We start from the raw sequence: 25,954 nt of genomic DNA, 5'->3' as shown, positions 1-25,954 counted from the left end.
GCGCGGGCGCCGAGGGACGAGGGCGGTCGTCCGTCAAGGAGACCACGGGACGATGAGGGACACCCGCGCCGCGCTGCTGCTGCAGGCCGAGACCCTGGTGCGGCGCCGGGGCTATGCCGGCTTCAGCTATGCCGATCTCGCCGAGACGGTCGGGATCCGCAAGGCGAGCATCCATCATCACTTCGCCACCAAGTCCGACCTCGCCCATGCCCTGGTGGCCGCCTACGACGCGCGCTACGACGCCGCCCTGGCCGAGATTCGAACCGATGAGCCGGACGCGATCCGTCGGATCGCCGCCTACGGGACGCTCTATCTCGGGGGCGTTGAGGCCGGGCTGGGCTGCCTCTGCGCCGCCCTGGCGATCGAGGGAGAGGCTCTGCCGGATTCCCTGCGCGCCGACATCGCCCGCTTCTTCGACAAGCACATCGCCTGGTTGGAGGGTGTGCTCGCCGAGGGGATCGCGGCCGGGAGCGTCCGGGGCTCCGTCGCGCCCGGGGCAACCGCCCGCATGGTGATCGCCGCCCTCGAAGGCGCTCTGCTCATGGAGCGCCTGCTGGCGGGGCCGGCGGGATTCCGCGGCACACTCACGGCGCTCTGCGACGGGCTGCGGGCCGGCGGGGTTTCATCCGATCGGGGTTTCATCCCGCCGGACTGATACAATATAACAGGCTGCAGCGACGCCTCCCGCGCCATCGACGAAGAGTCTCCATGTCCGACAGCCCGAACACCGCCTCCGCGAAGATTCCCGTCACCGTGCTCACTGGTTACCTGGGCGCGGGCAAGACCACGCTCCTCAACCGCATCCTCACCGAGAACCACGGCAAGCGCTACGCCGTGATCGTCAACGAGTTCGGGGAGATCGGCATCGACAACGACCTCATCATCGGCGCCGACGAGGAGGTGTTCGAGATGAACAACGGCTGCGTCTGTTGCACCGTGCGCGGCGACCTCATCCGCATCATGGACGGCCTGGTGAAGCGACGCGGCAAGTTCGACGCGATCATCGTCGAGACCACCGGCCTCGCCGATCCCGCCCCCGTGGCCCAGACCTTCTTCATCGACGAGGATGTCGGCGCGGCCGCCCGCCTCGACGCGGTGGTGACGGTGGCCGATGCCAAGTGGCTCTCGGACCGCCTCAAGGACGCGCCGGAAGCCAAGAACCAGATCGCCTTCGCCGACGTGATCCTGCTCAACAAGGCCGATCTCGTGGCGGAGGCGGACCTCGCCCGGGTCGAGGCCCAGATCCGCGCGATCAACCCCTACGCCAAGGTCCACCGCACCGAGCGCTGCGCGGTGCCGCTGGAGGCGGTGCTGGAGCGCAACGCCTTCGATCTCGGCCGCATCCTCGACATCGAGCCCGACTTCCTCGAGGAGGGCCATCATCATCACCACGACGACGACATGCAGTCGGTCTCGGCGAAGATCGACGGACCGGTCGACCCCGAGAAGTTCATGCCCTGGATCTCGACCCTGACCCAGGTCCAGGGCCCCGACATCCTGCGCTGCAAGGGCATCGTCGCCTTCCCGGACGAGCCGCAGCGCTTCGTCTTCCAGGGCGTCCACCAGATCCTCGACGGCGACCTTCAGGGGCCGTGGAAGGACGACGAGCCGCGCGTCTCCCGCGTGGTCTTCATCGGCCGCAAGCTCGATCCGGAGGCGATCCGCGCCGGCTTCGAGGATTGCAAGGCCGGGTGACGAGCGATCGTCGCGGGACGGCGCTCGTCCCCCGGGCCGTCATGCGGCCTTCACGCCGGCCAGGAACTGCGACACCTCCTGGCCGAGGTTTTCGGAGTAGCGCGACAGCTCCCGAGCGGCACTCAGGACCTGGCTGGCGGCGGCGCCCGTCGATCCGGCGCCGGCGCGGACATGCTCGATGTTGGTCGTCACCTCCTGGGTGCCCTGCGCGGCCTCCTGGACGTTCCGGGCGATCTCCCGGGTGGCGGCGCCCTGCTGCTCCATCGCGGCGGCGATGCCGTTCGCGTAGGTCGACATGTCGGCGATGGTCCGGCCGATCCGCGTGATGTCGGATACGACCTCGCCGGTGGCACCCTGGATCTCGCCGATCTTGGTGCGGATCTCCTCGGTGGCGCGCGCGGTCTGCCCGGCCAGTTCCTTCACCTCGGAGGCGACGACGGCGAAGCCCCGGCCGGCCTCGCCGGCCCGGGCCGCCTCGATGGTGGCGTTGAGCGCCAGCAGGTTGGTCTGGCCCGCGATGTTCGTGATCATGGCGACGACGTCGGTGATGCTGGACGCAACCTCGGTCAGCCGCTTCACGGTCGCCTCGGTGCGCTGCGTGTCCTCCACGGCCTGGTTGGCCATGCCGGAGGATTGGCTGACCTGGGTCACGATCTCCTGGATCGAGGCGGACATCTCCTCGCTGGCGGCCGCGACCGTGTGGACGTTGGCCGAGGTCTCTTCCGCCGCGCTCGCCACCGTCGTCGCCTGCCGGATCGACTGATCCGCCGTGGAGGCCATCGACTGGGCGGTGGCCTCCATCTCGGTGGCCGCCCCCGCCAGTCCCTGTGTGAGGTGCGAGACGTTGGCCTCGAACCGCTTCGTCAGCCCGTCGAGCACTTCGGCCCGGCGGATCTTCGCCTGGTTCTCGGCGTCCTGCTCGGCCGCCAGCTGACGCGCGTCGGTCGCGTTGCGCTTGAAGACTTCCAGAGAGCGCGCCAGCAGGCCGATCTCATCCTTGCGCGCCATGCCCTCGACGGTGACGGTCAGGTCGCCGCTCGCGAGACGGCCCATCGCGGCGCCCATGGCGGTGACCGGACGGGTGATCGCGAAGATCACGATAAGGCCGGCGCTGCCCAGGGCGGCCAGCAGCCCGACGACGGCCGACGCCACCAGCGTGGTCGTGGTGCTTCTGACGATCTCGTCGGCGTTGACGGCGCTTGCCTTCAACTCCGCGTCGATGAGGGCGATCCGCTGATTCGCCTCCTCGCGCAGCTTGGCCCGCAACGGTGTCGCTTCTGTCTGGGCGATCCTGTTTCCGGTCGCGGGATCGTTGTTCAGGGCGGCCTCGGAGGAGCGGTTCAGAACGGCGAAGTAGACCTCCAACCCCCGTCGAAGCTCGGGGTTCGCCGCGACGCGATCGGACGTATCCGCCAGGGCGGCAAGGCTGGCCTGTGCCGCGTAGGTCGCCTTGATGGCGATGGCCTGCCGGGACTTGAAGTCGTGGCTTCTCGGACCGGTCGGATCGATCAGGATGTTGCGATTCTGGAGTGCGGCTTCCGTCAAGGTGATCTGCAGGCCGAGTGCGTAGCTCTGCCGTGCCATCTGCACCTGGACGATCTCCCGTGTCTGTTCCGCAATCTGGGACAGCGCATGACGGGCGTAGATCACAAGACCTACGGCGACCAGTGCCGTCATGGCGAACGGAATGATGATCTTTACTAGGAGGCTTAGATTATTGAACGTCCTCATCACGCATCCCGCCTCTGCAAATGGAGGATCATATTTATTTCTTCACGGATCTCATTTGACAGTTAAATAACAGTTAATATTCGCAATTTATCTGTTTAAATTAGATCTGATTGTTTAGAGATCGATAATAGTTTTATCATGGTACAAATCCTAGAAGGATAGGTTTAGCAAGATTATTATTCAATGCAGGATAAGTTCAGATGTTCTGATTTGGAGATAGGGTTATGGAACGGAAGAGTTCCCGTGCGCTGCCTTCTGCGAGATCTCGGGTTCGGTGGGTGTTCCTGGCTCGGCAAGAAGGACATTGCTGAAGAGGGTTTTTTGAATGCGCTGGAGCCGTCGTCAGATCATCTCGAACGGCCGGGTATCCTAACGTCGTGACCCTCGGGACACGCGAGGCTTCGACGGCGCATCGCAACACTTGGTTTACCATTCCGGCACAGGATCGGTCCCGTGCCGGCCTGCCGCCGCCGGCCGCGATCGGCTGCCCTGCCCGGGCGCCGTGAGGCCCCGGAGAGCGCTGATCCCATGATGTCCCGCGCCGAACGCACGCCCCTGACGGACTGGTGGTGGACCGTCGACCGCGGCCTGCTGGCCGGCCTCGGCGCGCTCATGGTGGCGGGCCTGGTCTTCCTCATGGGCGGCGGGCCGCCCGTGGCCGAGAAGATCGGCCTGCCGACCTTCCACTTCCTCAACCGGCAGGCGCTCTACCTCGCGCCCACGATCCTCATCATCGTCGGCGTCTCGTTCCTGTCCCTGCGCCACATCCGCCGCGTCGCGCTCTTCACCTGGATGATGGGCGTCGCGCTCTGCATCCTGGCGAGCAAGTTCGGGCCGGAGATCAAGGGCGCGCACCGCTGGATCCAGTTCGGCGCCATCGGCATCCAGCCCTCGGAATTCGTCAAGCCCGCCTTCGTGGTGGTGGCGGCCTGGGCCTTCTCGGAGGGCGCGCAGCGCCGCGACATGCCGGGCGGCCTGCTGGCGATCCTGCTCCTGCCGGTCACCATCGTGCCCCTCGTGCTGCAGCCCGATTTCGGCCAGACCATGCTCATCACCATCGTGTGGTGCGCGCTGTTCTTCGTGGCCGGCCTGCACTGGTTCTGGGTGGCGGGCCTCGGCGCCGGCGGCCTCATCGGCGTGGCCGCCGCCTACCGCTTCCTGCACCACGTGCGCGAGCGCATCGATCGCTTCCTCGACAGCGATTCCGGTGACAACTTCCAGGGCTTCTGGGCCCGGCAATCGTTCAATTCGGGTGGCTGGTTCGGCACCGGTCCGGGGGAGGGCGTCGCCAAGCGCCACCTGCCCGACGCCCACACCGACTTCATCTTCTCGGTGACGGGCGAGGAGTTCGGCACCGTTGTGTGCCTCGGCCTCGTCCTCCTGTTCGCCTACATCGTCATGCGCGGCCTGAAGCTGGCCCGGCGCACCGACGACACCTTTTCGCGGCTGGCGATCACGGGCCTCACCACCCTGTTCGGCCTCCAGGCCTGCATCAACATGGCGGTGAACGTCCGGCTGATGCCCGCCAAGGGCATGACGCTGCCCTTCGTCTCCTACGGCGGCTCGTCGCTGATCTCGCTCGCCCTCGGCATGGGCTTCCTCGTGGCCTTGACCCGCAAGCGCCCCCGGACCACCACCCTGAGCCAGAAGCCGCCGGGCACCGCCCCGGCGACGATCGCCGGAGTGATGCGTTGACCGTTGCCACCGCCACTATCCTGCTCTGTGCCGGGGGCACGGGCGGGCACCTGTTTCCCGCCGAGAGCCTCGCCTACGCCCTGCGCGCCCGCGGCGTGCGGGTCGTGCTCGCCACCGATGCCCGGGTGGACTCCATCGCCACCGGCTTCCCGGCCTCCGAGATCGTCACCATCGCGTCCGCGACGCCCTCGGGACGCTCCCCGATCAGGCGCGCTGGCGCGCTCCTCACCCTCGGCCGGGGCTTCGGTGTCGCCGCGCGGGAGATCCGGCGCATCGATCCGGCCGCCATCGTGGGTTTCGGCGGCTATCCCACGGTGCCGCCGATGCTGGCGGGGCAGATCCTGCGCGTCCCCACCATCCTGCACGAGCAGAACGCCGTGATGGGTCGGGCCAACGCCTTCCTGGCGCGGGGCGCCCGCGCCATCGCCACAGGCTTCCGCGAGGTCCGGGGCGTGCCGGCCAAGGCGCTGGCACCCCGGACCCACACCGGCAACCCGCTGCGCCCGGCGGTGCTCGCGGCCGCGAAGGTCGCCTATCCGCCGGTCGGTGCCGGCGATCCCCTGCACCTCCTCGTCTTCGGCGGCAGCCAGGGCGCTCGGGTGATGGGCGAAGTCGTTCCGGCCGCCATCGCCAACCTGCCCGCCGATCTGCGCGCCCGGCTCCACCTCGTGCAGCAGGTGCGGGCCGAGGACCTGACGCAGGTCCAGAATCTCTATCTCGGCCTCGGGCTCGCGGGCTTCGAGGCCGCGCCCTTCTTCAAGGACCTGCCGGCCCGCATGGCGGCGGCGCACCTCGTCATCGGCCGGTCCGGCGCGTCCACGGTCTCGGAACTCGCCGCCATCGGACGGCCCGCCATCCTGGTGCCGCTCCCCGGCGCCCTCGACCAGGATCAGGCGGCCAACGCCGCGACGCTGGCCGCCATCGGCGCCGCGCAGGCGATTCCGCAATCCGCCTTCACGCCGGACCGGCTCACCGCGGAGCTGGTCGACCTCTTCACCAATCCCGGAAAATTGACCGCGGCGGCCTCAGCCGCCAAAAGCGCTGGAATTCACGACGCGGCCGAGCGGCTCGCCGACATCGTCCTCGCGACGGCGGCCCGCACCTGACGGCGTCCGCCGATTGATCCCCTTCGGGCCGGTTCGTCCGGACCCCCGACGCCCCTGAGACTGGTCCTTCCCATGAAGCTGCCCGACAAGCTCGGCCCCATCCACTTCATCGGCATCGGCGGCATCGGCATGTCCGGCATCGCCGAGGTGATGCACAACCTCGGCTACACCGTGCAGGGGTCGGACGCCAACGACAACGCCAATGTCCGGCGCCTCTCCGAGAAGGGCATGCGCACCTTCATCGGCCACGAGGCCGGCAACGTCGAGGAGGCCGCCCTGGTGGTGGTCTCCACCGCGATCCGCCGCGACAATCCCGAGCTCGTCGCCGCCCGCGAGCGCCGCCTGCCGGTGGTGCGCCGGGCCGAGATGCTGGCCGAGTTGATGCGCTTCAAGTCCTGCGTCGCCATCGCGGGCACCCACGGCAAGACGACGACGACCTCCCTCGTCGCCACCCTGCTGGATGCCGGCAACCTTGACCCCACCGTGATCAACGGCGGCATCATCAATGCCTACGGCACCAACGCCCGCATGGGCGAGGGCGAGTGGATGGTGGTGGAGGCCGACGAATCCGACGGGACCTTCCTGAAGCTCCCGGCCGATGTCGCCATCGTCACCAACATCGACCCCGAACACCTCGACCATTTCGGCTCGTTCGAGGCGGTCAAGGACGCCTTCCGGCGCTTCATCGACAACATCCCGTTCTATGGCTTCGCGGTGATGTGCATCGACCACCCGATCGTGCAGGACCTCGTCGGGCACATCGAAGACCGCCGCATCATCACCTACGGCGAGAACCCGCAGGCCGATGTCCGGCTCATCGATGTGGACCTGCGCGGCGGCCAGAGCCGCTTCCGCGTGATGATCCGCGACCGCCGCCCCGGCTTCCGTCTCGAGATGGAGGATCTCGTCCTGCCGATGCCGGGGAAGCACAACGCCCTGAACGCCACCGCGGCGCTCGCCGTGGCGCACGAGCTCGGGGTCGAGCCGGAGGCGATCCGCAAGGCGCTGGCCGGCTTCGGCGGGGTGAAGCGCCGCTTCACCCGGACCGGCGTGTGGAACGGCGCCCTGATCTTCGACGATTACGGACACCATCCGGTGGAGATCAAGGCGGTGCTCAAGGCCGCCCGCGCCTCCACCGAGGGCAACGTCATCGCCATCGTGCAGCCGCACCGCTACACGCGCCTCGCCTCGCTGTTCGACGATTTCTGCACCTGCTTCAACGATGCCGACACGGTCATCGTCGCCCCCGTCTACGCGGCGGGCGAGGCGCCGATCGAGGGCATGGACCGCGACGGGCTGGTCTCGGGTCTGAAGTCGCGCGGCCACCGCGACGCCATCGCGCTGCAGCGCTCCGAGGACCTCGCCGGCATCGTCGCCGGCCGCGCCAAGCCCGGCGACTACGTCGTCTGCCTCGGCGCCGGCAACATCACGCAATGGGCCTACGCCCTGCCGGGCGAACTCGCGGCCCTGGACGGCGTGACGGCGTGAAACCGGCCTACGGGTCGGCACCGTCCGGGATCAGATCCTCCGGGTCGACGTCCACCGCGCGCGAGGGTGCGATAAACAATGAGGTCGGCCGTGCGCTCACCCCGTTCCATCGCCGACGGGAGGGACTCGGTGATCCCGCCGAGGCTGGCCAGGGCGGCCATCGTCATGTCCGGGCGCTTTCGCCAGAAGGGGAGGGGGCGCGGAGCCCGGCGCACGGCATCGAGGTCAGACTCACTCGGGATCTCGTCCGCCCCGCTCGCCAGTCGCGCCTGGGAGGCCTGCAGCGTACGCGCGCCCGTCGCATCTTCGGCCAGAGCGACGAGCCGCTGGAAATCGGCCTCCGGCAGGATCACGATGGCTTCGCCCGAGGGCGTCTTGGTGCGCACGATGATCATGCCGATCTTCCTAGCCGTAGATCGAGCCGCGCGGGCCGATGTCGGGCACCATGATCCGATCGGCGCGATCGTGAAGATCACCCGCCAGTCGCCGATCCGAAGGTGATATCCCTGCGTACCCCTCAGAGCCTTGATGTTGTTGGCGAGCGCATCCGGTCTCTCAGCGAGGAGGCGCAGCTTCTCGCGGATGAGCGCCTCCGTCCTGGGCGGCATCCGGATCAGAGCGCGCGCCGCCGGGCGTGTGGAACCGATCGTCCGGCCTAGCGCACGCTCCCGCTCGTCGTCCTGCAACCGATAGTCGTTTCAACTGAAAAGCACCCGCCCAATGACCGCCTTCCCGGACATCACGCCCGACATCCGCGCCCGGGCGCCGGCCCTGCGCGGGCGGCTCATCGCCAACCAGCCGCTCTCGGACCTGACCTGGTTCCGGGTCGGCGGCCCGTCGCAGGTGCTGTTCACCCCGGCCGACGCGGAGGACCTCGGCCTTCTGCTCTCGGCCCTCGATCCGGAAATACCCGTGACGGTGATCGGCCTCGGCTCGAACCTCATCGTCCGTGACGGCGGCGTGCCCGGCGTCGTGGTGCGCCTCGGCGGCCGGGCTTTTGGCATGGTGGCGATCGACGGCGAGACCCTGCGGGTCGGCACCGCCGTGCCGGACATGCGCCTCGCCAAGGCGGCGGCGGAGGCCGGGCTCGACGGGCTGGCGTTTTTCCGCGGCATTCCCGGTTCGGTCGGCGGCGCCCTGCGCATGAATGCCGGTGCCCACGGGGGCGAGACCACCGACGTGCTGGTGGAGGCCCACGGCATCGACCGCCGGGGCGAGGCGCGTCGCTTCAACCATGCGGAGATGGGCTTCACCTACCGGCACAGCGGCGCCCCCGACGACGTGATCTTCACGCATGCGGTGTTCCGCGGGAGCCCCGGCGAGCGGGCGGCCATCGAGGCCGAGATGGAGCGGGTGACGGCGGCGCGCGAGGCGGCCCAGCCGATCCGCGAGCGCACCGGCGGCTCCACCTTCAAGAATCCGCCCGGGGGCAAGGCTTGGCAACTCGTCGACGCGGCCGGCTGCCGCGGCCTGACGGTCGGCGGCGCACAGGTCTCGGAGATGCACTGCAATTTCCTGATCAATCGCGACAACGCCACGGCGGCCGACATCGAGGGGCTCGGCGAGGAGGTACGCCGGCGCGTGCGCGAGACCTCCGGCGTCGAACTCCACTGGGAGATCAAGCGCATCGGATTATCGACACGGACGGCGTAAGACGGTAAGACGTAAGCTGAACGAAAGGAAGGATTCGATGACCGGACGGGACGTTCTGACGGCCTATTCGAAGGTCTCCGTGAAGAGCCAGACCGTGCTCCCGGCCGAAGTCCGCGAACGCCTCGGCATCGGCCCGGGCGATCGCCTTCGCTACGTGATTACCCGGGACGGCATTCGTATCGAGAAGGCGCGGCCCGAGGGTGAAGATCCCTTCGGGACATTCACGGAATGGGCCGGTGCCGCCGACGAAGAAGCCTATGGCAATCTCTAGGGACTCAGGCGGACGCACGTTCCCCGCAGGGACCGTGGTGGTCGTACCGTTTCCCTATTCAAACCGTTTGGCTGAGAAGCGTCGCCCGGCCGTCGTGGTCTCGGGGGAGGCCGTTGCCGAGGCGGGATTCGTCTGGATCGCTATGATCACCAGCGCGAACAACCCTGCCATGGGGGGCGATCAAGCGATCGACGATCTTGCTGCTGCCGGGCTTGATGCTCCATCGGTCATCAGACCCATCAAGCTGGCCTGCATCGAACCGGCTCGCATCCTCAAGCGGATCGGGACATTGCCACCGGTCGCGGCCGGCGCGGTTTTCGATGCGATCAACGACCGGATCGGCCCACGAAGGCCGGCGTGACGACGCAACCCATGTCCGCGCAATTCCCAGGAGTCCCCATGTCCAAGCACGTCGCCGTCCTCATGGGCGGGTGGTCCTCCGAGCGGCCGGTCTCGCTGAATTCGGGCCATGCCTGCGCCGATGCCCTGGAGGGGCAGGGCTTCCGCGTCACGCGGGTCGACGTCCAGCCGGACATCGCGACGGTGCTCACCGACCTGCGGCCCGACGTGGCGTTCAATGCGCTGCACGGGCCCGCGGGTGAGGACGGCACGATCCAGGGCCTGCTGGAGCTGCTGCGCATCCCCTACACCCATTCCGGCGTGCTGGCCTCGGCTCTGGCGATGCACAAGGAGCGTGCCAAAGTGGTCATGCGGGCGGCCGGCGTCAGCGTCCCGGAGGGCCGCGTCGTTAACCGTCATGAGGCCGCAAAGTCACACGTGCTGACGCCGCCCTACGTGCTCAAGCCGGTGGCCGAGGGCTCCTCCATGGGGGTCATCATCGTGCGCGACGGACGCTCCCATCCTCCCCAGGAAGTGGGCCGAGCGGATTGGGGCTATGGCGATGAAATCCTTGCGGAAACCTACGTCGCCGGGCGCGAGCTGACCTGCGCCGTGATGGGCGACCGGGCCCTCGGGGTGATCGAGATCAAGCCCGCTTCGGGGGAGTGGTACGACTTCGACGCGAAGTACGCCGAGGGGGGGTCGATCCACGTCCTCCCGGCAGAAATTAAACCAAATCTTTACCAGCGTGTCCAAGAGTTGTCGTTAACGGCGCATCAAGCACTCGGGTGCCGGGGCATCAGCCGTGCGGACCTTCGCTACGACGACACACCGGGGGGAACCGGTGCCCTCGTCGTGCTGGAGGTCAACACGCAACCCGGCATGACGAAGACGAGCTTGGTCCCGGAGATGGCAGCCCATGCGGGCTATAGTTTCGGTGAGCTCGTTCAATGGATGGTGGAGGACGCAACGTTGGGCCGCTAGGGGCCGAAGGCCCGCTCGGCGGCCTCCCCGGGTCGGGTCTGCCGGGTCCGGCCGCCGGCACCGTGCGTTCGGTCCGGTCCGCGCTGGCGGCGCGCCTGCGCCGCTTCACGCCGCCCGGCCGGCGCTCCCGCCTCGCGGTTCCGATCGAGCGCCGCGTCCCGCGCCACCTCGGGACGGCGGCCTTCTCGGTCTCCTTCGCCGCCCTCGCCCTCGCCGGCTTCATCGGAAGCGGCGCCTATGACCGCTTCGTGGCCGAGCACGGCCGCCCCCTCGACATCGCGGCGCGGATCGCCGGCTTCGGCGTCGAGCGCGTCACCATCTCGGGCATCGCCCGGCTCTACGAACGCGAGGTGTTGCAGGCCGCCGGCATCGACGGCCACTCCTCGGTGGTCTTCCTCGACGTGGCGGAGGCCCGCGAGCGCCTGCTGGCGGTGCCGCTGATCGCGAGTGCCTCCGTGCGCAAGGTCTATCCGAACGAGATCGTCATCACCCAGGTCGAGCGCGAGCCCGCCGCCCTCTGGCAGCGCAACGGCGAGATCGCCGTGATCGCCGCCGACGGCACGGTGATCGACCAGATGCGCGACGACCGCTACGCCGCGCTTCCCCTCGTGGTCGGTGACGACGCCAACCTCAAGCTCAAGGACTACCTCGCCCTGATCGAGGCGGCCGGCGCCCTGGCCGAGCGGGTCAAGGCCGGCACCTACGTGTCCGGACGGCGCTGGACGCTCAAGCTCGACGGCGTCGACATCCGCCTGCCCGAGACGGGCGCCACCGAGGCCCTGGCTCGATTGGTCAAGCTCGAGCGCGACAACCGCATCCTCGAGAAGGACATCATCGCGGTGGACCTGCGCATGCCCGACCGGGTGGTGGTGCGGCTCACCGAGGAGGCGGCCGCGGCCCGCGCCGAATCCCAGAAGAAGTCCAAGCCCAAGGGGACCAGCACATGAGCCGCACGATCCGTCCGGCGCATCCCGCGTCCCGTCCCCGTTTCACCTCCTCCGCCCGGTAGCCCGATGCACGACCCGCACGGCCTCACCCCACGCCTGAAGCCTCTCTCCGCCCGGCGCAGCACCACCCTCTCGGTGCTCGACATCGGAACGAGCAAGGTCGTCTGCCTCATCGCCGAGCTTCAGCCGGCCGAGGCCCTCACCACCCTGCGCGGGCGCACCCACTTCGCCCGCGTCATCGGCATCGGCCACCAGCGTTCGCAGGGTCTCAAGGGCGGCGTCATCGTCGACCTCGAGGCCGCCGAGGGCGCGATCCGCCAGGCTGTCCACGCCGCCGAGCGGATGGCGAAGGTCGAGGTGCAGTCGGTCATCGTCAACATGTCCGGCGGCCGGATCGGCTCGCAGCACTTCGAGGCGCGCGTCGGCACCCGCACTGGCACCGTCACGGGCTCCGACGTGGAGCGCGTGCTGGAGACCGCCTCCGCGCACGGCGTCAGCCCCGGCCGGGCGGTGCTCCACGCTCTGCCTACCGGCTACGCCATCGACGGCCAGGGCACGGTCATCGATCCGTCGGGCATGATGGGCGACGCCCTCGGGGTCGACCTCCACGTGGTCACCGGCGAGGCGGCCGCCGCCCGCAACCTCATGCTCGCCGTCGAGCATTGCCACCTCGGCGTCGAGGCGGTGATCGCCACCCCCTACGCCGCCGGGCTCTCGGCCCTGGTCGACGACGAGGCCGAGATGGGCGTCGCCGTGGTCGACATGGGCGGCGGCACCACCAGCGTCGGCGTCTTCTCCGGCGGCCACCTCGTCCACGTGGACGCCGTGGCGGTCGGCGGCCACCACGTCACCATGGATATCGCCCGCGGCCTCTCCACCCGGGTCGCCGCGGCCGAGCGCCTCAAGACCCTCTACGGCTCGGCCATCGCCACCGCCTCCGACGAGCGCGACATGATCGCGGTCCACGGGGTGGGCGAGGACGAGGGCGATGCCCCCAACCACGTGCCGCGCTCGCAGCTCGTGCGGATCATCCGCCCCCGCGTCGAGGAGGTGGTGGAACTGGTGCGCGACCGCCTCCGGGCCGCCGGCTTCTCGGCCCAGGCCGGGCGGCGAGTGGTGCTGACGGGGGGCGCGAGCCAGCTCGTCGGTCTGCCGGAGGTCGCCCGCCGGGTGATGGAGGGCCAGGTCCGCATCGGCCGGCCGCTCGGCATCCGCGGCCTGCCGGAGGCCGCCAAGGGACCCGCCTTCTCCGCGGCGGTGGGCCTCCTGGTCTACCCGCAGGTGGCGCATGCGGAGCATTTCGAGCCGCGGGGCCACGGAGCCTTCGCCGGCACGGGAACGGACGGCTACCTCTCGCGCGTCGGACGCTGGATCCGCGAGAGTTTCTGAGACGACCGCCGTCGCGCCCCAAACCCCACACATCGGGGTGGGTGCGAACGGCCAGACGAGAATCGGCGCCTTCCTCAACCGAGGCGTCAAACGAAACGTGAAAGGCACGAGAGGCTCGACACCATGGCCATCAGTCTGCAGGCGCCGGATATCCGGGAACTCAAGCCCCGCATCACCGTCTTCGGTGTCGGCGGAGCCGGCGGCAACGCCGTCAACAACATGATCGAATCCGGCCTGCTGGGCTGCGAATTCGTGGTCGCCAACACCGACGCCCAGGCGCTAACCTCCTCGAAGGCCGAGCGCGTGATCCAGATGGGCCTCGGCGTGACGCAGGGCCTCGGCGCCGGCTCGCACCCCGAGGTCGGCTCGGCCGCCGCCGACGAGGTCATCGACGAGATCCGTGACCAGCTCTCCGGCGCCCACATGTGCTTCATCACCGCCGGCATGGGCGGCGGCACCGGCACCGGCGCGGCCCCCGTCATCGCCCGTGCGGCCCGTGACATGGGCATCCTCACCGTCGGCGTCGTGACGAAGCCGTTCCAGTTCGAGGGCGTGCGCCGCATGCGCACCGCCGAGGCCGGCATCCAGGAGCTCCAGGCCGCCGTCGACACCCTGATCGTCATCCCGAACCAGAACCTGTTCCGGGTCGCCAACGAGAAGACCACCTTCGCCGACGCCTTCGCGATGGCCGACCAGGTGCTGTACTCGGGCGTCGCCTGCATCACCGACCTGATGGTCAAGGAAGGCCTGATCAACCTCGACTTCGCCGACGTCCGGGCCATCATGCGCGGCATGGGCAAGGCCATGATGGGCACCGGCGAGGCCTCGGGCGAGAACCGCGCCAACCGGGCCGCCGAGGCCGCCATCGCCAACCCGCTCCTCGACGACGTCTCGATGAAGGGCGCGCGCGGCCTGCTGATCTCGATCACCGGCGGCAACGACCTCACCCTCTACGAGCTCGACGAGGCCGCCACCCGCATCCGCGAGGAGGTCGATTCGGACGCCAACATCATCCTGGGCGCCACCTTCGACGAGAGCCTCGACGGCATCATCCGGGTGTCCGTGGTCGCCACCGGCATCGAGCCGGCGCTGATCGCCGCCAACTCGCAGAACAACCCCGACATCGTCCAGACCGAGCAGCGCATCGCCGAGGTCGCCGAGCGTCTGCGTGCGGAAGCGAGGGCGCGGGCCGCACAGCCCGCGTCGACCTTTCGCCCCGTCGGACAGGACGGAGCCGTAGCGGCCCCGGCCGCGCAGCCCGCCGCTCCGCCGTCGCTGCAGGCCGCCCCGATCCAGGCCGCTCCAGTCCAGGCTCCGGTGCAGCAGGCCCTGCGCGCCCCCGAGCCGATGGCCCTCGCCCCCGAGCCGATGCGGGTCGAGCTGCCCCAGGCCCCGGTGATGCGCGACGAGGTGATGCTGACGCAGACCCAGCCGCGCGCCGCCATGTCCTACGAGCCCGCACCGATGCCGGCCCCCGAGCCCGCGCCCCAGCATGCCGCCGGCCCGTTCGTGCCGCCCCGGCCGGCCGTGGCCGTGGCCCGCGCCCCGCGCATGCCGCAGATCCAGGACCTGCCGCTTCCCGCCCAGGCCCAGCTCCGGGCCCGCGAGGAGCAGCCGGCCGAGCCGGCCGGCGATTCCAAGCGCATGACGCTGCTGCGCCGTCTCGCGACGGTGGGCTTCGGCGGACGCCGTGAGGAGGTCGAGGCCGCGCCGCTTCCGCAGATGCGGGCGCCCGCCGCCCCGGTCCCGCAGGCCGCCCCGCCCGCGGACTACGCCAAGCGCGCTCCCGTGCAGGCTCCCCCGGCCTACCGCCCGGCCCAGGGCAACCTCGATCCTCAGGGTCGCGTCGCTCCCCAGGCCCGCATGATGGACGACGACCAGCTCGAGATCCCGGCCTTCCTGCGCCGCCAGGCGAACTGAAACCGGGGTCCGGCGGACTCGTCAACGCCAAGGCTGAGATATTTCAGCCACAGGCCCGGAGCCTCGCGGCTCCGGGCTATGCCTATTGTTAAACCGTTATTCCAAAACGAGATTCGGATTCGCTGGTGGAAACCGCGGCTGTAACACAGCGTAAGAATCCGTGATTTGGCCTGCCTTGGAGGCGCGGCTATACGAATTTTGGAACGACAAGGCGCGGTGGTTTCGGCCATCAGACGCCGGCAGGGGCTTCAAGCAGCGGACGGATCGCAAGGGGCGCAGGGCCCATCCCGACGGGATGGGCGCGCCCGATCACGGCCGAGGGCTATGGAATGCGAACGAACCAACAGACGACACTCAAAGCCCCCGCGACCCTGAGCGGCATCGGCGTCCATTCCGGGAACCCGGTCGAGATCACGCTTCATCCGGCGCCCGCCAACCACGGCATCGCCTTCCTTCGCACCGGAATGCCCACCGGCAACGACCGGCTCATCAAGGCCCATCACGCCTGCGTCTCCGCCACCGAGCTATGCACCGTCATCGGTGACGTCGAGAGCGGCGCGGTCGCCACCATCGAGCACCTGATGTCGGCGCTCTACGGTCTCGGGATCGACAACGTCCTTGTCGAGATCGACGGCCCCGAGATGCCCATCCTCGACGGCAGCGCGCTCCCCTACGTCCAGGCCATCGACGCCGTGGGCACCGCGACCTGCGGCGCCGCCAAGCGCTGGATCAAGGTCCTCCGCTCCGTCCGCATTGAGGTCGGCCGGGCCTTCGCCGAGCTCCGCCCCATCGACCGGGGCTTCCGCCTCGACGTCGAGATCGATTTCGAGAACCCGGTGATCGGCCGGAGCCGCAAGGCGATGGACCTCACCCCCTCCGCCTACCGTCGCGAGATCGCCGGCGCCCGCACCTTCGGCATGATGCGGGACGTCGAGCGCTACTGGAAGGCGGGCTTCGCCCTCGGCGCCTCCCTCGAGAACACCGTCGCGGTCGGCGAGACCGCCGTCGTGAACCCCGAGGGCCTGCGCTACGCCGACGAGTTCGTCCGGCACAAGTTCCTCGACGCCGTGGGCGATCTCGCCCTCGCGGGTCTCCCGCTCCAGGGCGGCTACCGCTCCTATTGCGGTGGTCACCGCATGAATGTCGGCGTCCTCACCGCCCTGTTCTCCGATCGCGCCAACTACGCCATCGTCGAGGCTCCCGGCGCCCGCCGCGAGACCAGCCTGACCGAGTTCGGCGCCAGCCTCGGCATCGCCGCCTTCGTGGGCGATCTGTAGCGCCACCGACACACAGCCGTCGTTTCTGTCCAGGGCGTGGCCCGCCCGCCGCTTTCGCGCCCAAATCGCGCTCCACGGTGAATCGAGCGTGAAACGGGACGTCCGTCCGGTGTGCAGCGCACCCGGATCGTGGCATGAGGCCGTCAGCCACGCGACCGACCTTTGTGATGGCTTGACGACGCGAGTCCGAGAACGGACCCGTCTGTTGGGGGAACACCGGAATGCGCCTTACTCATCCCAACCGCGGTGCGATGGCGGCCGTGCTGGTGTCCGTCCTCGGCCTCGGCCTCGGCCTCGGCGGATGCGACGCCCTCGACTCGATCAATCCCTTCGCCGAGAAGTACAAGCCGGAAGTGGTTCCGGATGTTCCCGCCGACAAGCTCTACAGCGAGGGCTTGGCGCGGATGGAAGACAAGGACTACGAGGGCGCCTCGAAGAAGTTCGGCGAACTCGACAAGGCCTACAGCTATTCCGACTGGTCGCGCAAAGCGCTGCTGATGACGGCCTACGCAAATTACGAGGGCGCGAAGTACGACGACGCGATCAACGCCTCGAAGCGCTACCTGCAGCGCCATCCGGCGAGCAAGGACGCGGCCTACGCCCAGTACCTGATGGCGATGTCGCACTACAAGCAGATCCCCGACGTGACCCGCGACCAGGACCGCTCCGAGAAGGCGCTCGCCGGCCTGCAGGAGCTCGTCCAGAAGTACCCGACCTCCGAATACGCGGCCGACGCCAAGGCCAAGATCCAGATCACGCGAGACCAGCTCGCCGGCAAGGAGATGGAGGTCGGGCGCTTCTACCTCGAGCGCCGCAACTTCCCGGCCGCGATCAACCGGTTCCGCGACGTGGTCAGCAAGTACCAGACGACCCGTCACGCCGAAGAGGCCCTGGAGCGCCTGACTGAGGCCTACATGGCCCTCGGCCTGACCCAGGAGGCCCAGACCTCCGCCGCCGTACTCGGCCACAACTTCCCCGACAGCCCCTGGTACAAGGATGCCCACGCGCTCCTGCAGAACGGGGGTCTCGAGCCGCGCGAGGAGAAGACCTCGTGGATCAGCAAGGTCTATCGCGGCGTCATCGGGCGCACCGCCGAGGCCCAGTAATCCCGGCGCCGCTCCGGCGCCCGTTCGGCGATCCGAGCGCCGCTTGGCCGCTCCCGGTGGGGGCGGCATCTTTTTGCGTGAAGCCGGCGGCACTTCGCCGTAAGGACAGCGCCAGGCTTCACAACGGGACCTCAGACGCGGCATGCTGAGCCAGCTCGCGATCCGCGACATCGTTCTCATCGACAAGCTCGTCCTGAATTTCCGCGAGGGCCTCAGCGTCCTCACCGGCGAGACGGGCGCAGGCAAGTCGATCCTGCTCGACGCCTTCGCGCTGGCCCTCGGCGGCCGCGGCGACGGCCGCCTCGTGCGTCACGGGGAGGGGCAGGGCGCCGTCACGGCCGTGTTCGACGTGCCCCTCGATCATCCGGCCCGGGCGCTCGCCGCCGAGGCGGAAATCGACACCGAGGGCGATCTCATCCTGCGTCGCGTGCAGATGGCGGACGGGCGCACGCGCGCCTTCGTCAACGACCAGGCCGTCGGCGTCCAGGTCCTACGGGCCATCGGCGCGGCCCTCGTGGAGATCCACGGGCAGCACGACGACCGGGCCCTGGCCGATCCCACCACACACCGCGCCATCCTGGACGCCTTCGGGGGCCTGCAGGGCCCACTGGTTCAGGTCGCCGAGGCGGCCAAGCGCGTGAAGGGCGCCCGCTCCGCCCTGTCCGAGCACCGGGCCCGGGTCGAAGCCGCTGCCAAGGAATCCGATTTCCTGCGTCATGCCGTGGCGGAGCTCGAAACCCTCGCGCCGGAGCCGGGCGAGGAGACCACCCTGGCCGAGCGCCGCACGGTGATGCAGCAGAGCGAGAAGGTCGCGCGCGAGCTGAACGAGGCGATCGAGGCTTCGGGCGGTCCCATCGTTTCCCATCTCTCCTCCGCCCTGCGCAAGCTGGAGCGCCGGGCGGCGCAGCTGCCGGCCCTGGTCGAGCCCTGCGTCGCCGCCCTCGACACCGCCCTGACCGCCCTCGACGAGGCCCACACCATCCTCGACGTGGCCCTGCGCGAGGCGGAGTTCGATCCGCGCGAGCTGGAGCGGGTGGAGGAGCGGCTGTTCGCGCTTCGGGCCGCCTCGCGGAAATACCAGGTGCCGGTGGACGACCTCGCGGCCCTGCGCGCGCGCTACGCCGCGGACGTCGCGGCGATCGACGCCGGCGAGGAAGCCCTCGGCGGCCTGGAGGCGACGCTCGCCGCGGCCGAGGCCGCCTACGCGAAGGCCGCGGCCAAGCTCACGGAGGGCCGCAAGCGCGCGGCCAAGGCCCTCGACGCGGCGGTGAAGGCCGAGCTGCCTCCGCTCAAGCTGGAGCGCGCCCGCTTCATCACCGAGATCGCCACCGATCCGGACTCCCGCGATCCGTCCGGCTACGACCGCGTGGAGTTCTGGGCCCAGACCAATCCCGGCACGCGCCCGGGGCCGATGATGAAGGTCGCCTCGGGCGGCGAACTCTCGCGCTTCATGCTCGCCCTGAAGGTTGTGCTCGCCGACAAGGGGTCCGCGCCGACCTTGATCTTCGACGAGATCGACACCGGCGTCGGCGGGGCGGTGGCGGATGCGATCGGCGCCCGGCTTGGGCGCCTCTCCACTCGGGTCCAGGTGGTGGCTGTGACTCACGCGCCGCAGGTGGCGGCGCGGGCGGAGACGCACTTCCTGATCGCCAAGGACCCCGTGAAGGGCAGCGACCGGGTCGCCACCCGGGTCGCCTCCCTCGAAGCTCCCGCGCGTCGCGAGGAGATCGCCCGGATGCTGGCCGGCGCGACGGTGACCGACGAGGCCCGGGCCGCGGCTGCGCGCCTGCTTCAGGCGGCCGACGTCTCACCGTAGCGGCGCGGCGCGGCCTTTAACGGTTCCTTAACCATGTTGGGCGACACTCGTTGAACGGCGAGTGTGCTCCATTTCGGCGCCGGCGTTGGATCGCTCGAACGAGGGACTGAGACGTTGGACCAGAGAGTTTGCGACGGCGAGATGCGGGAGGACACGACGCATGCGTGTCAGCCCAACCTGCCCGACGACACGCGGTACCGTCTTGGAACCGCGCTACGATCGATCTACGAAGAAACCTGCGACACCCTGCCGATCCCGGACAGCCAGATCGATCTCCTCCTGCGCCTGCGGCACAAGGAGCGGGACCTGCGGCGGCTCGACTAGGGGTCTACTACCAGCGCCGCGCATTTGGCTGCCGCTTGTACTCGGCGGCGCGGATCTGGGTGAGGACGCGGTCGAGGCTGAGGAGCAACACCTTCTCGTCGTCGGCGGCCTGGTCCACGGCCACTTGGCCCGGGCCGAACTGGCGGCGCAACTGCACCAACGACAATTGGCGTTCCAGATCCTCGCGCTGCGCATGCAGGTCGAGGAAGGCGGCCTCGTCGGCATCGATGGCAGTCGTCGGCTCCGTCACGGCTCGTCACCTTCTCTCGCCGGTCGGGGACCGGCGACGAAGATCAACGCGCGAAGTCCCGAAACCGTGCCGCGTTCGCGCGCGACGGATCAGCGAAAGCCGCCGACGCGCCGGTCTCGCTTGCGCTCGGCGGCCGGCTGGTAGGCGATCTGTGCGTGGGCGGTGCAGTAGGGCAGGCCGGTGATCGAGCGGTCGCCGCAGTAGTGGAAGTCGGGCGAGGTCGGATCGCCGATGGGCCACCGGCACATCGATTCCCGCAGGTCCATGATCGTCACGCGACGGGAGATCGTCAGGGCCACGGGCGGCACCACGGCCGGTGCGGCTGCGGGAGCCGCGAAGGCAACGGGAGCATCGTCGAGGTCCGGGGCCACGATCGCGGGCGGCACGACCTCCAGCTCCGGCTCGCGCACGACCTTGCGGGGCGATACGCCGGGCGTCTCGGCCGCCTTGACGCGGCCCGACAGGCCGAGCCGGTGGACCTTGCCGATCACTGCGTTGCGGGTCACGCCGCCGAGCTGCGTCGCGATCTGGCTGGCGCTCAGGCCATCCTCCCACAGCCGGCGCAGGAGATCGACCCGCTCGTCCGACCAACCCGGGACCGTTTCCGTCATAGCCCCCTCCGAAATCGCCCGCTTCCGTCCGTTCGGCTCACGTGACGCCCCTGCACCGGGCCTGCGGCGCCGAGATCAAGACCGTCATCGCAGGAAGGACAGCGGCCCCCCGGCCGTCGATGTGCGAACCGTACAGGACGCCGAGACGCCGAGGCAAGTGCGGGCAGGATCAGGCCCCGGCACCCTGCTCACCTGTCCACCGGCAAAGGCCGAGCTGCCGCGCGCCGGCCGGCCTCGCCCGTACGTCCCGGATAAGCTAGAGCGGCGGCTCCGTGCCCTCCCGTCCGCCCCCTGACCCCCTGCGAGTGTTCATGACCGCCCTGCCGCCCATCGCCGTCTTCGACCTCGACGGAACCCTGGCCGAGACCGCCGGCGACCTGATCGGCACCCTGAACGTGATCCTGCGCCGCGAGGGGCTCCAGGCCCTGCCCCTCGAACAGGCCCGGGACATGATCGGGGCAGGTGCCAAGGCCCTGATCCAGCGTGGCTTCACCACGGCCGGCGAGCCGCTGTCGACCGAGCGGCTGGAGGCGCTGTTCTCGGACTTCATCGCCCATTACGGCGACCATCTCTGCGAGCAGTCGCACCTGTTCCCCGGCGTGGTCGATGCTCTGGACGCCCTGCGGGCCCGCGGCTTCCTCCTCGCCGTCTGCACCAACAAGTACGAGGGCCAGGCCGTGCGCCTCCTCGAACTCCTCGGGGTGGCCGACCGCTTCGCGACCATCTGCGGCCGCGAGACCTTCCCGTACTTCAAGCCGGATCCGCGCCACATCACCCTGACCGTCGAGCGTGCCGGCGGCGATCCGGCCCGGGCCGTGATGGTGGGGGATTCCCGCGCCGACATCGATGCCGCCAAGGCTGCCGGGATCCCGGTGGTGGCGGTGCCCTTCGGCTACACCGACCTGCCCGTGACGGAGCTCGGCCCGGACCGAGTTATCGCCCATTTCGACGATCTCGGCGCCGCCGTGGAGGCCCTTCTCCCCGCCGCCTGATGCGGGCAACGGTTGCGGACCACGAAAAAGGGCCGCCCCACGGGGCGGCCCTCTCTCATTCCGACGTGGCGTGCCGGTCAGTTGATCCGGTCGGCGAGGTTGGCGGAGTGGGCGTGCTCGCCGGCGATGTACGGCAGCGCCTGGTTGGCGAACTCACGACCCTGCGCGTTGTCGCCGTTGCGGGCGTAGGAGGCGTAGAGGCCGAGGGTGCGGGCGTCCGAGTTGGCCTGCTGGTCGACGTAGGTGCGGTCGAAGTCGCGGCCCGCGCGGGCGGACTTCAGACGGTCGATGCGGCCCTGGCCCTCGGCGCCGATGGCGACGCGGCGGCCCGGCTCCGAGGGGCTGTTGTCGACGAGGCCGACGCCGCCGAGGACGCCGCCCACGACGCGTTGGGCGATGGTGGCCGAGATCGTCACCGGGGCGAGGACGACGCCGATCGGGTTGTCGAGGCGGGTCTCGAAGGGCTGGGTGTCGGACACGACGGTGCCGCCGGCGGTCAGCGAGGTGCCCTCGGGCAGCAGCGCCTGGGTGGTGGCCTTACGCTCGACCAGAACGTTGTGGGCGTACTGACGGACGCGCGGGTTGCGCGAGCGCTCCAGAGCGATGCGGCTCGACTCGATGCTGACGGCATCCGAGCGCAGCGCCGCGGCGCGGAAGTCGGAGGTGTCGGTCACGGTTGGCTGGTTGTCGCCGAATTGCGGCGCGACGCGGAACGACAGGGGCTCCTGGGCGAGCGCCGGAGTGGCGAGGGCGGCGACCGACAGGCCGAGGGCGGCGAGGAGGGACTTGGTCATGGCAGGGTCTCTTTCCGGGGCGCCCGCACGGCGCCGTTCTTGTTGATCGTTTGCGGTGCGGCAACACGCGGCCCAAGCGGGCGTTCCACCCTGCGTCGCATTGGAGCATTGCGTTCGGAGGGGTGTCATTCCGTCGGCCCGACTTTAAAGCGGCGCCGTTCCCCGAGGGGGGATGCCGGTGCGCCCGCCGGATGTCGCGTCCGCCGGCGCGGGGCACCGCAGCGCGCCGCCCTCTACGATCGAGACCGGCGACTCGGACGCCATGGTCCACTACCGGTTCGACGGACCGACCGTCGCGCGGCAGCTGCGGATCAACCGGGGGGCCTGGCCCGTCGTACGGATCGCCGCCGAACCGGCTCCTGGTCCGTGTCGCCGATCTCGCCGCCGGCCTCGGCCGGACCCGAGGCGGAGGCGGCGCGAGGCACCTCTCAGTGCGCTTCCTCCCAGTTCAGCGCGGCCCGGGCCTCGACCACCAGGGGCACCCGCAGGGTCAGGGCGGGGGCGGGGGCGTCGACCATGATGCGGGTGATCACCGGCAGGGCCTTCTCGACCTCGTCCTCGGGCGCCTCGAACACGAGTTCGTCGTGCACCTGCAGGAGCATGCGCACGTTGAGGCGCTCGGCCCGGAGCGCTTCCTCCATGCGGATCATCGCCCGGCGGATGATGTCGGCGGCCGAGCCCTGGATCGGGGCGTTGATGGCCTGACGCTCGACGGAGGCGCGCTCGTTGGGGTTGTTCGAGCGGATCTGCGGGTAGTGGCAGACCCGGCCGAACAGGGTGGTGACGTAGCCGAGGTCGCGGCAGCGGCGCTTGGTGTCGTCGATATAGGCGCGGATGCCGGGGAAGCGTTCGAAATACTGCTTGATGAAGGCCCCGGCCTCCTCGCGGCCGATGCCGAGGCGGTCGGCGAGGCCGAAGGCCGAGATGCCGTAGATGATGCCGAAATTGATGGTCTTGGCACGCCGGCGCAGGTCCGGCGTCATCTCGGCGAGCGGCACGCCGAACATCGCGCTGGCGGTGGCCGCGTGGATGTCGATGCCGTCCGCGAAGGCCTGGCGCAGCTGCGGGATGTCGGCGATGTGGGCGAGGAGGCGCAGTTCGATCTGGCTGTAATCGGCTGAGATCAGGCGGTTGCCCTCCGCCGCCACGAAGGCGCGGCGGATGCGGCGCCCTTCTTCCGTGCGGATCGGGATGTTCTGCAGGTTCGGCTCGGAGGAGGAGAGCCGGCCGGTGGTGGTGGCGGCCAACGAGAACGAGGTGTGGACCCGGTCGGTCTCGCGGTCCGCATGCTGCTGCAGCGAGTCCGTGTAGGTGGATTTCAGCTTGGCGAGCTGGCGCCATTCGAGGATCTTCTTCGGCAGCGGGTGCCCGGCCTGGGCCAGCTCCTCGAGCAGGGTCGCGGGCGTCGCCCACTGGCCCGAGGGCGTCTTCTTGGCGCCGGGCAAGCCCATCTTGCCGAACAGGATGTCGCCGATCTGCTTGGGCGAAGAGACCTGGAATCTCTCGCCCGCATCCTCCTGGATCTCCTCCTCCAGGCGCACCAGGATCTGGGAGAAGTCGCCGGACAGGCGGCTCAGCATGTTGCGGTCGACGCGGATGCCCTGCCCCTCCATCCGAGCGATCACCGGCACCAGTGGGCGCTCCAGGGTCTCGTAGACGGCGACGCGCTTCTCGGCCACGAGCCGCGGCTTCATCATCCGCCAGAGGCGCAGGGTGACGTCGGCATCCTCGGCCGCGTAGGCGGTGGCCTTGTCCAGCGCCACCCGGTCGAAGGTGATCTTGGCCCGGCCGGTGCCGGCCACGTCCGAGAAGGTGATGGGCTGGTGTCCGAGGTGGCGGCGGGCGAGCTCGTCCATGCCGTGTCCGCCCTTGCCGGCATCGAGCACGTAGGAGATCAGCATGGTGTCGTCGAAGGGCGTCACGCGGATGTCGTAGCGGAACAGGACGGCGAGATCGTATTTCAGGTTCTGGCCGACCTTCAGCACGCCGGGATTTTCAAGAAGCGGCTTCAGGCGCTCGAGCACCACCTTCGCGTCGATCTGGCCCGCCGCCGGCTGGAACGCCTCCGAGGCCGCCTTGGCGTCGCCGAACAGGTCTCCGTCCGCGCCCTTGACGGGCTCTTGGTGCCGGAGCGGGATGTAGGCCGCCCGTCCCGGGGCGACGCAGAGGGAGACGCCCACGAGGTTGGCGTGGTTGGCGTCCAGCGAATCCGTCTCGGTGTCGACGGCGATGACGCCGGCCTCCTCGGCCTCGGCGATCCAGGCGTCGAGTTGCTCGACGGACTGAATCGTCTCGTAGGCGGCCGTGTCGAAGGGCTTCACCGCCTCCGCCGCCCGCGCCGCCACGAGGCCGGCGGGGGTCGGCTCGGAGGGGCCGCGGGGCTTGGGCGCGACGTCGGGCAGGCCGAGATCGGCGAAGGGATCGACCTCGCCGCTCGGCGCGCCGGACGCGGTCTCGGGATCGACCGGCACGGGATCACCGTGGGCATCGGGGAAGAACGGGGCGTCGGGCGCGGGCTCGCGGTTCGGCAGCAGCGCCGGGTCGGGCTGCACCGCCTCCGGGTCCACGTGGAGCATCTGGGCGATGCGCCGGGTCAGGGTGTTGAACTCCATCGCCTTGAGGAAGCCGACGAGTTTCTGCGGATCGGGCTTGGGCAGGCGCAGGTCGTCCAGCGGCACCGGGAGGGGCACATTCTCCTCCAGCGCCACCAGCTTTCGCGAGAGCCGGGCCTGTTCGATGCTGGCGAGCAGGGTCTCGCGGCGCTTGGGCTGCTTGATCTCGGCGGCGCGATCGAGCAGCGCGTCGAGGCTGCCGTATTCCTTGATGAGCGCGGCCGCCGTCTTCAGGCCGATGCCGGGCACGCCCGGCACGTTGTCCGAGGTGTCGCCGATCAGCGCCAGGGCGTCGCCGATCTGCTCGGGGGTGAGGCCCTCCCACTTGGCGATGATCGCCTCGCGGTCGAGGTTGCGCTCGGGCCGGTAGCCGGGCTTGCCCTTGGCGCCGGACTCGAAGTCGTAGAACCGCACCAGGGGGCCGACGAGCTGCATCAGGTCCTTGTCAGAGGACACGATGATGACGCCGGCGCCCCGCGCCTCGGCCTGGCGCGAATAGGTGGCGATGAGGTCGTCGGCCTCGTAGCGGATGAGCTCGATCGGCTGCAGGCCGAAGGCCCGCACGGCGTCGCGCATCAGCGGCATCTGCCGCTTGAGGTCGTCCGGCGCGTCCGGCCGGTGGCCCTTGTAGTCGGGAAACAGCTCCTTGCGGAACGAGCCCTCCGACTTGTCGAACACGATGGCCAGATGCGTCGGCATCACCCCGGCCGCGCCCTCCTGCACGAACTGGGCGATCTTGGTGCAGAACAGCCGCACCGCCCCGGTGGGCAGGCCGTCCGACGGCCGGGTGTTGTACTTCTGGTCTTGGTTGATCGATTGAAAATAAGCGCGAAAAATGAACGAAGAGCCGTCGACCAGGATGAGCTGATCGCCGGGGCCGACGGGCTTTTCGGAGGAGGCAGCGGTCATCGATCGATCAACGAAAGGAGGGGGGAAATGGCGACGTCGCCGCGA

General features: G+C 69.6%; 23 protein-coding genes. 17 read left to right on the top strand and 6 right to left on the bottom strand.

The annotated features are described in order from the left end of the window. Positions 1–52: 52 nt before the first annotated feature. Both ASF41_RS04320 and ASF41_RS04315 read left to right on the top strand, forming a co-directional pair. A complete protein-coding gene (locus ASF41_RS04320) occupies positions 53–655 on the top strand; it encodes a TetR/AcrR family transcriptional regulator (protein ID WP_056491087.1) in 603 nt (200 codons plus the stop codon). Between the two features lie 53 nt (positions 656–708). After that, positions 709–1,695, top strand: a complete 987-nt coding sequence (locus tag ASF41_RS04315) for a GTP-binding protein (protein WP_056216000.1) — start codon at positions 709–711, stop codon at positions 1,693–1,695. A 39-nt stretch (positions 1,696–1,734) separates the two neighbouring features. Here ASF41_RS04315 and ASF41_RS04310 read toward each other — a convergent pair whose 3' ends face one another. Next, positions 1,735–3,426 carry a methyl-accepting chemotaxis protein gene (locus ASF41_RS04310; protein ID WP_056491084.1) on the bottom strand — a complete coding sequence of 564 codons (1,692 nt, stop codon included), beginning with the start codon at positions 3,424–3,426 and terminating at the stop codon, positions 1,735–1,737. Between the two features lie 528 nt (positions 3,427–3,954). Here ASF41_RS04310 and ASF41_RS04305 point away from each other — a divergent pair. The 3 genes from ASF41_RS04305 (at position 3,955) to murC (ending at position 7,715) form a co-directional block, all read left to right on the top strand. After that, a complete protein-coding gene (locus ASF41_RS04305; protein WP_056215997.1) occupies positions 3,955–5,121 on the top strand; it encodes an FtsW/RodA/SpoVE family cell cycle protein in 1,167 nt (388 codons plus the stop codon). After that, a complete protein-coding gene (gene murG / locus ASF41_RS04300) occupies positions 5,118–6,227 on the top strand; it encodes an undecaprenyldiphospho-muramoylpentapeptide beta-N-acetylglucosaminyltransferase (RefSeq protein ID WP_056491081.1) in 1,110 nt (369 codons plus the stop codon). Before ASF41_RS04305 ends, murG begins: the two co-directional genes overlap by 4 nt. A gap of 72 nt (positions 6,228–6,299) precedes the next feature. Next, on the top strand, positions 6,300–7,715 hold the full coding sequence (gene murC / locus ASF41_RS04295) for a UDP-N-acetylmuramate--L-alanine ligase (RefSeq protein ID WP_056215994.1): 1,416 nt from the start codon (positions 6,300–6,302) through the stop codon (positions 7,713–7,715). Here murC and ASF41_RS25885 read toward each other — a convergent pair. Beyond that, a complete protein-coding gene (locus ASF41_RS25885; RefSeq protein WP_244479541.1) occupies positions 7,667–8,401 on the bottom strand; it encodes a type II toxin-antitoxin system RelE/ParE family toxin in 735 nt (244 codons plus the stop codon). The genes murC and ASF41_RS25885 overlap by 49 nt on opposite strands. A gap of 34 nt (positions 8,402–8,435) precedes the next feature. Here ASF41_RS25885 and murB point away from each other — a divergent pair, with 34 nt between their 5' ends. The 11 genes from murB (at position 8,436) to ASF41_RS04230 (ending at position 19,741) form a co-directional block, all read left to right on the top strand. Further along, positions 8,436–9,368 (top strand): UDP-N-acetylmuramate dehydrogenase, encoded by a 933-nt coding sequence (murB, locus tag ASF41_RS04280; RefSeq protein WP_056491077.1) that lies wholly within the window; start codon positions 8,436–8,438, stop codon positions 9,366–9,368. Positions 9,369–9,405: 37 nt separating this feature from the next. Then, positions 9,406–9,639, top strand: a complete 234-nt coding sequence (locus ASF41_RS04275; RefSeq protein ID WP_056491074.1) for an AbrB/MazE/SpoVT family DNA-binding domain-containing protein — start codon at positions 9,406–9,408, stop codon at positions 9,637–9,639. A gap of 37 nt (positions 9,640–9,676) precedes the next feature. Beyond that, positions 9,677–10,000, top strand: a complete 324-nt coding sequence (locus tag ASF41_RS04270; RefSeq protein WP_244479540.1) for a type II toxin-antitoxin system PemK/MazF family toxin — start codon at positions 9,677–9,679, stop codon at positions 9,998–10,000. A gap of 38 nt (positions 10,001–10,038) precedes the next feature. After that, complete coding sequence (locus ASF41_RS04265) at positions 10,039–10,962, top strand: D-alanine--D-alanine ligase (protein WP_056215985.1); 924 nt, start codon at positions 10,039–10,041, stop codon at positions 10,960–10,962. Then, the gene (locus ASF41_RS04260; RefSeq protein WP_056491069.1) at positions 10,929–11,909 is read left to right on the top strand and encodes a cell division protein FtsQ/DivIB; all 981 of its coding nucleotides are present in this window, start codon (positions 10,929–10,931) and stop codon (positions 11,907–11,909) included. Before ASF41_RS04265 ends, ASF41_RS04260 begins: the two co-directional genes overlap by 34 nt. Positions 11,910–11,975: 66 nt before the next feature. Continuing rightward, a complete protein-coding gene (gene ftsA / locus ASF41_RS04255; RefSeq protein ID WP_056215981.1) occupies positions 11,976–13,298 on the top strand; it encodes a cell division protein FtsA in 1,323 nt (440 codons plus the stop codon). A 123-nt stretch (positions 13,299–13,421) separates the two neighbouring features. Next, positions 13,422–15,218 (top strand): cell division protein FtsZ, encoded by a 1,797-nt coding sequence (gene ftsZ / locus ASF41_RS04250; protein WP_056491066.1) that lies wholly within the window; start codon positions 13,422–13,424, stop codon positions 15,216–15,218. A 329-nt stretch (positions 15,219–15,547) separates the two neighbouring features. Then, entirely contained in the window at positions 15,548–16,495 is a 948-nt protein-coding gene (gene lpxC, locus ASF41_RS04245; RefSeq protein ID WP_056215976.1) for a UDP-3-O-acyl-N-acetylglucosamine deacetylase, read from the top strand. Between the two features lie 221 nt (positions 16,496–16,716). After that, positions 16,717–17,601 carry an outer membrane protein assembly factor BamD gene (locus ASF41_RS04240; protein ID WP_056491064.1) on the top strand — a complete coding sequence of 295 codons (885 nt, stop codon included), beginning with the start codon at positions 16,717–16,719 and terminating at the stop codon, positions 17,599–17,601. Between the two features lie 142 nt (positions 17,602–17,743). Continuing rightward, the gene (gene recN / locus ASF41_RS04235; protein WP_056491061.1) at positions 17,744–19,417 is read left to right on the top strand and encodes a DNA repair protein RecN; all 1,674 of its coding nucleotides are present in this window, start codon (positions 17,744–17,746) and stop codon (positions 19,415–19,417) included. Between the two features lie 114 nt (positions 19,418–19,531). Continuing rightward, complete coding sequence (locus tag ASF41_RS04230) at positions 19,532–19,741, top strand: hypothetical protein (protein ID WP_156389702.1); 210 nt, start codon at positions 19,532–19,534, stop codon at positions 19,739–19,741. A 7-nt stretch (positions 19,742–19,748) separates the two neighbouring features. On the opposite strand, the gene ASF41_RS04225 is transcribed toward ASF41_RS04230, so the two are convergent. Together ASF41_RS04225 and ASF41_RS04220 are read right to left on the bottom strand one after the other, a co-directional pair. Further along, complete coding sequence (locus ASF41_RS04225; protein ID WP_056277091.1) at positions 19,749–19,991, bottom strand: hypothetical protein; 243 nt, start codon at positions 19,989–19,991, stop codon at positions 19,749–19,751. A gap of 89 nt (positions 19,992–20,080) precedes the next feature. Further along, the gene (locus tag ASF41_RS04220) at positions 20,081–20,602 is read right to left on the bottom strand and encodes a GcrA family cell cycle regulator (RefSeq protein ID WP_056491058.1); all 522 of its coding nucleotides are present in this window, start codon (positions 20,600–20,602) and stop codon (positions 20,081–20,083) included. 311 nt (positions 20,603–20,913) lie between these two features. On the opposite strand from ASF41_RS04220, the gene gph reads away from it, so the two are divergent. After that, positions 20,914–21,594, top strand: coding sequence for a phosphoglycolate phosphatase (gene gph, locus ASF41_RS04215; protein WP_056491055.1), 681 nt, complete (start codon positions 20,914–20,916; stop codon positions 21,592–21,594). A 77-nt stretch (positions 21,595–21,671) separates the two neighbouring features. On the opposite strand, the gene ASF41_RS04210 is transcribed toward gph, so the two are convergent. Together ASF41_RS04210 and polA are read right to left on the bottom strand one after the other, a co-directional pair. Beyond that, positions 21,672–22,388: a DUF4142 domain-containing protein gene (locus ASF41_RS04210; RefSeq protein WP_056214300.1), complete on the bottom strand. Its 717-nt coding sequence runs from the start codon at positions 22,386–22,388 to the stop codon at positions 21,672–21,674. Positions 22,389–22,816: 428 nt separating this feature from the next. After that, the gene (gene polA / locus ASF41_RS04205; RefSeq protein ID WP_056491052.1) at positions 22,817–25,909 is read right to left on the bottom strand and encodes a DNA polymerase I; all 3,093 of its coding nucleotides are present in this window, start codon (positions 25,907–25,909) and stop codon (positions 22,817–22,819) included. Between the last annotated feature and the right edge of the window lie 45 nt (positions 25,910–25,954).

It is taken from the genome of Methylobacterium sp. Leaf111 (assembly GCF_001423285.1).
Lineage (GTDB): Bacteria > Pseudomonadota > Alphaproteobacteria > Rhizobiales > Beijerinckiaceae > Methylobacterium.
The sequence above is the reverse complement of the archived record's forward strand: the minus strand, read 5'-3'. Positions and strand labels throughout refer to the sequence as shown.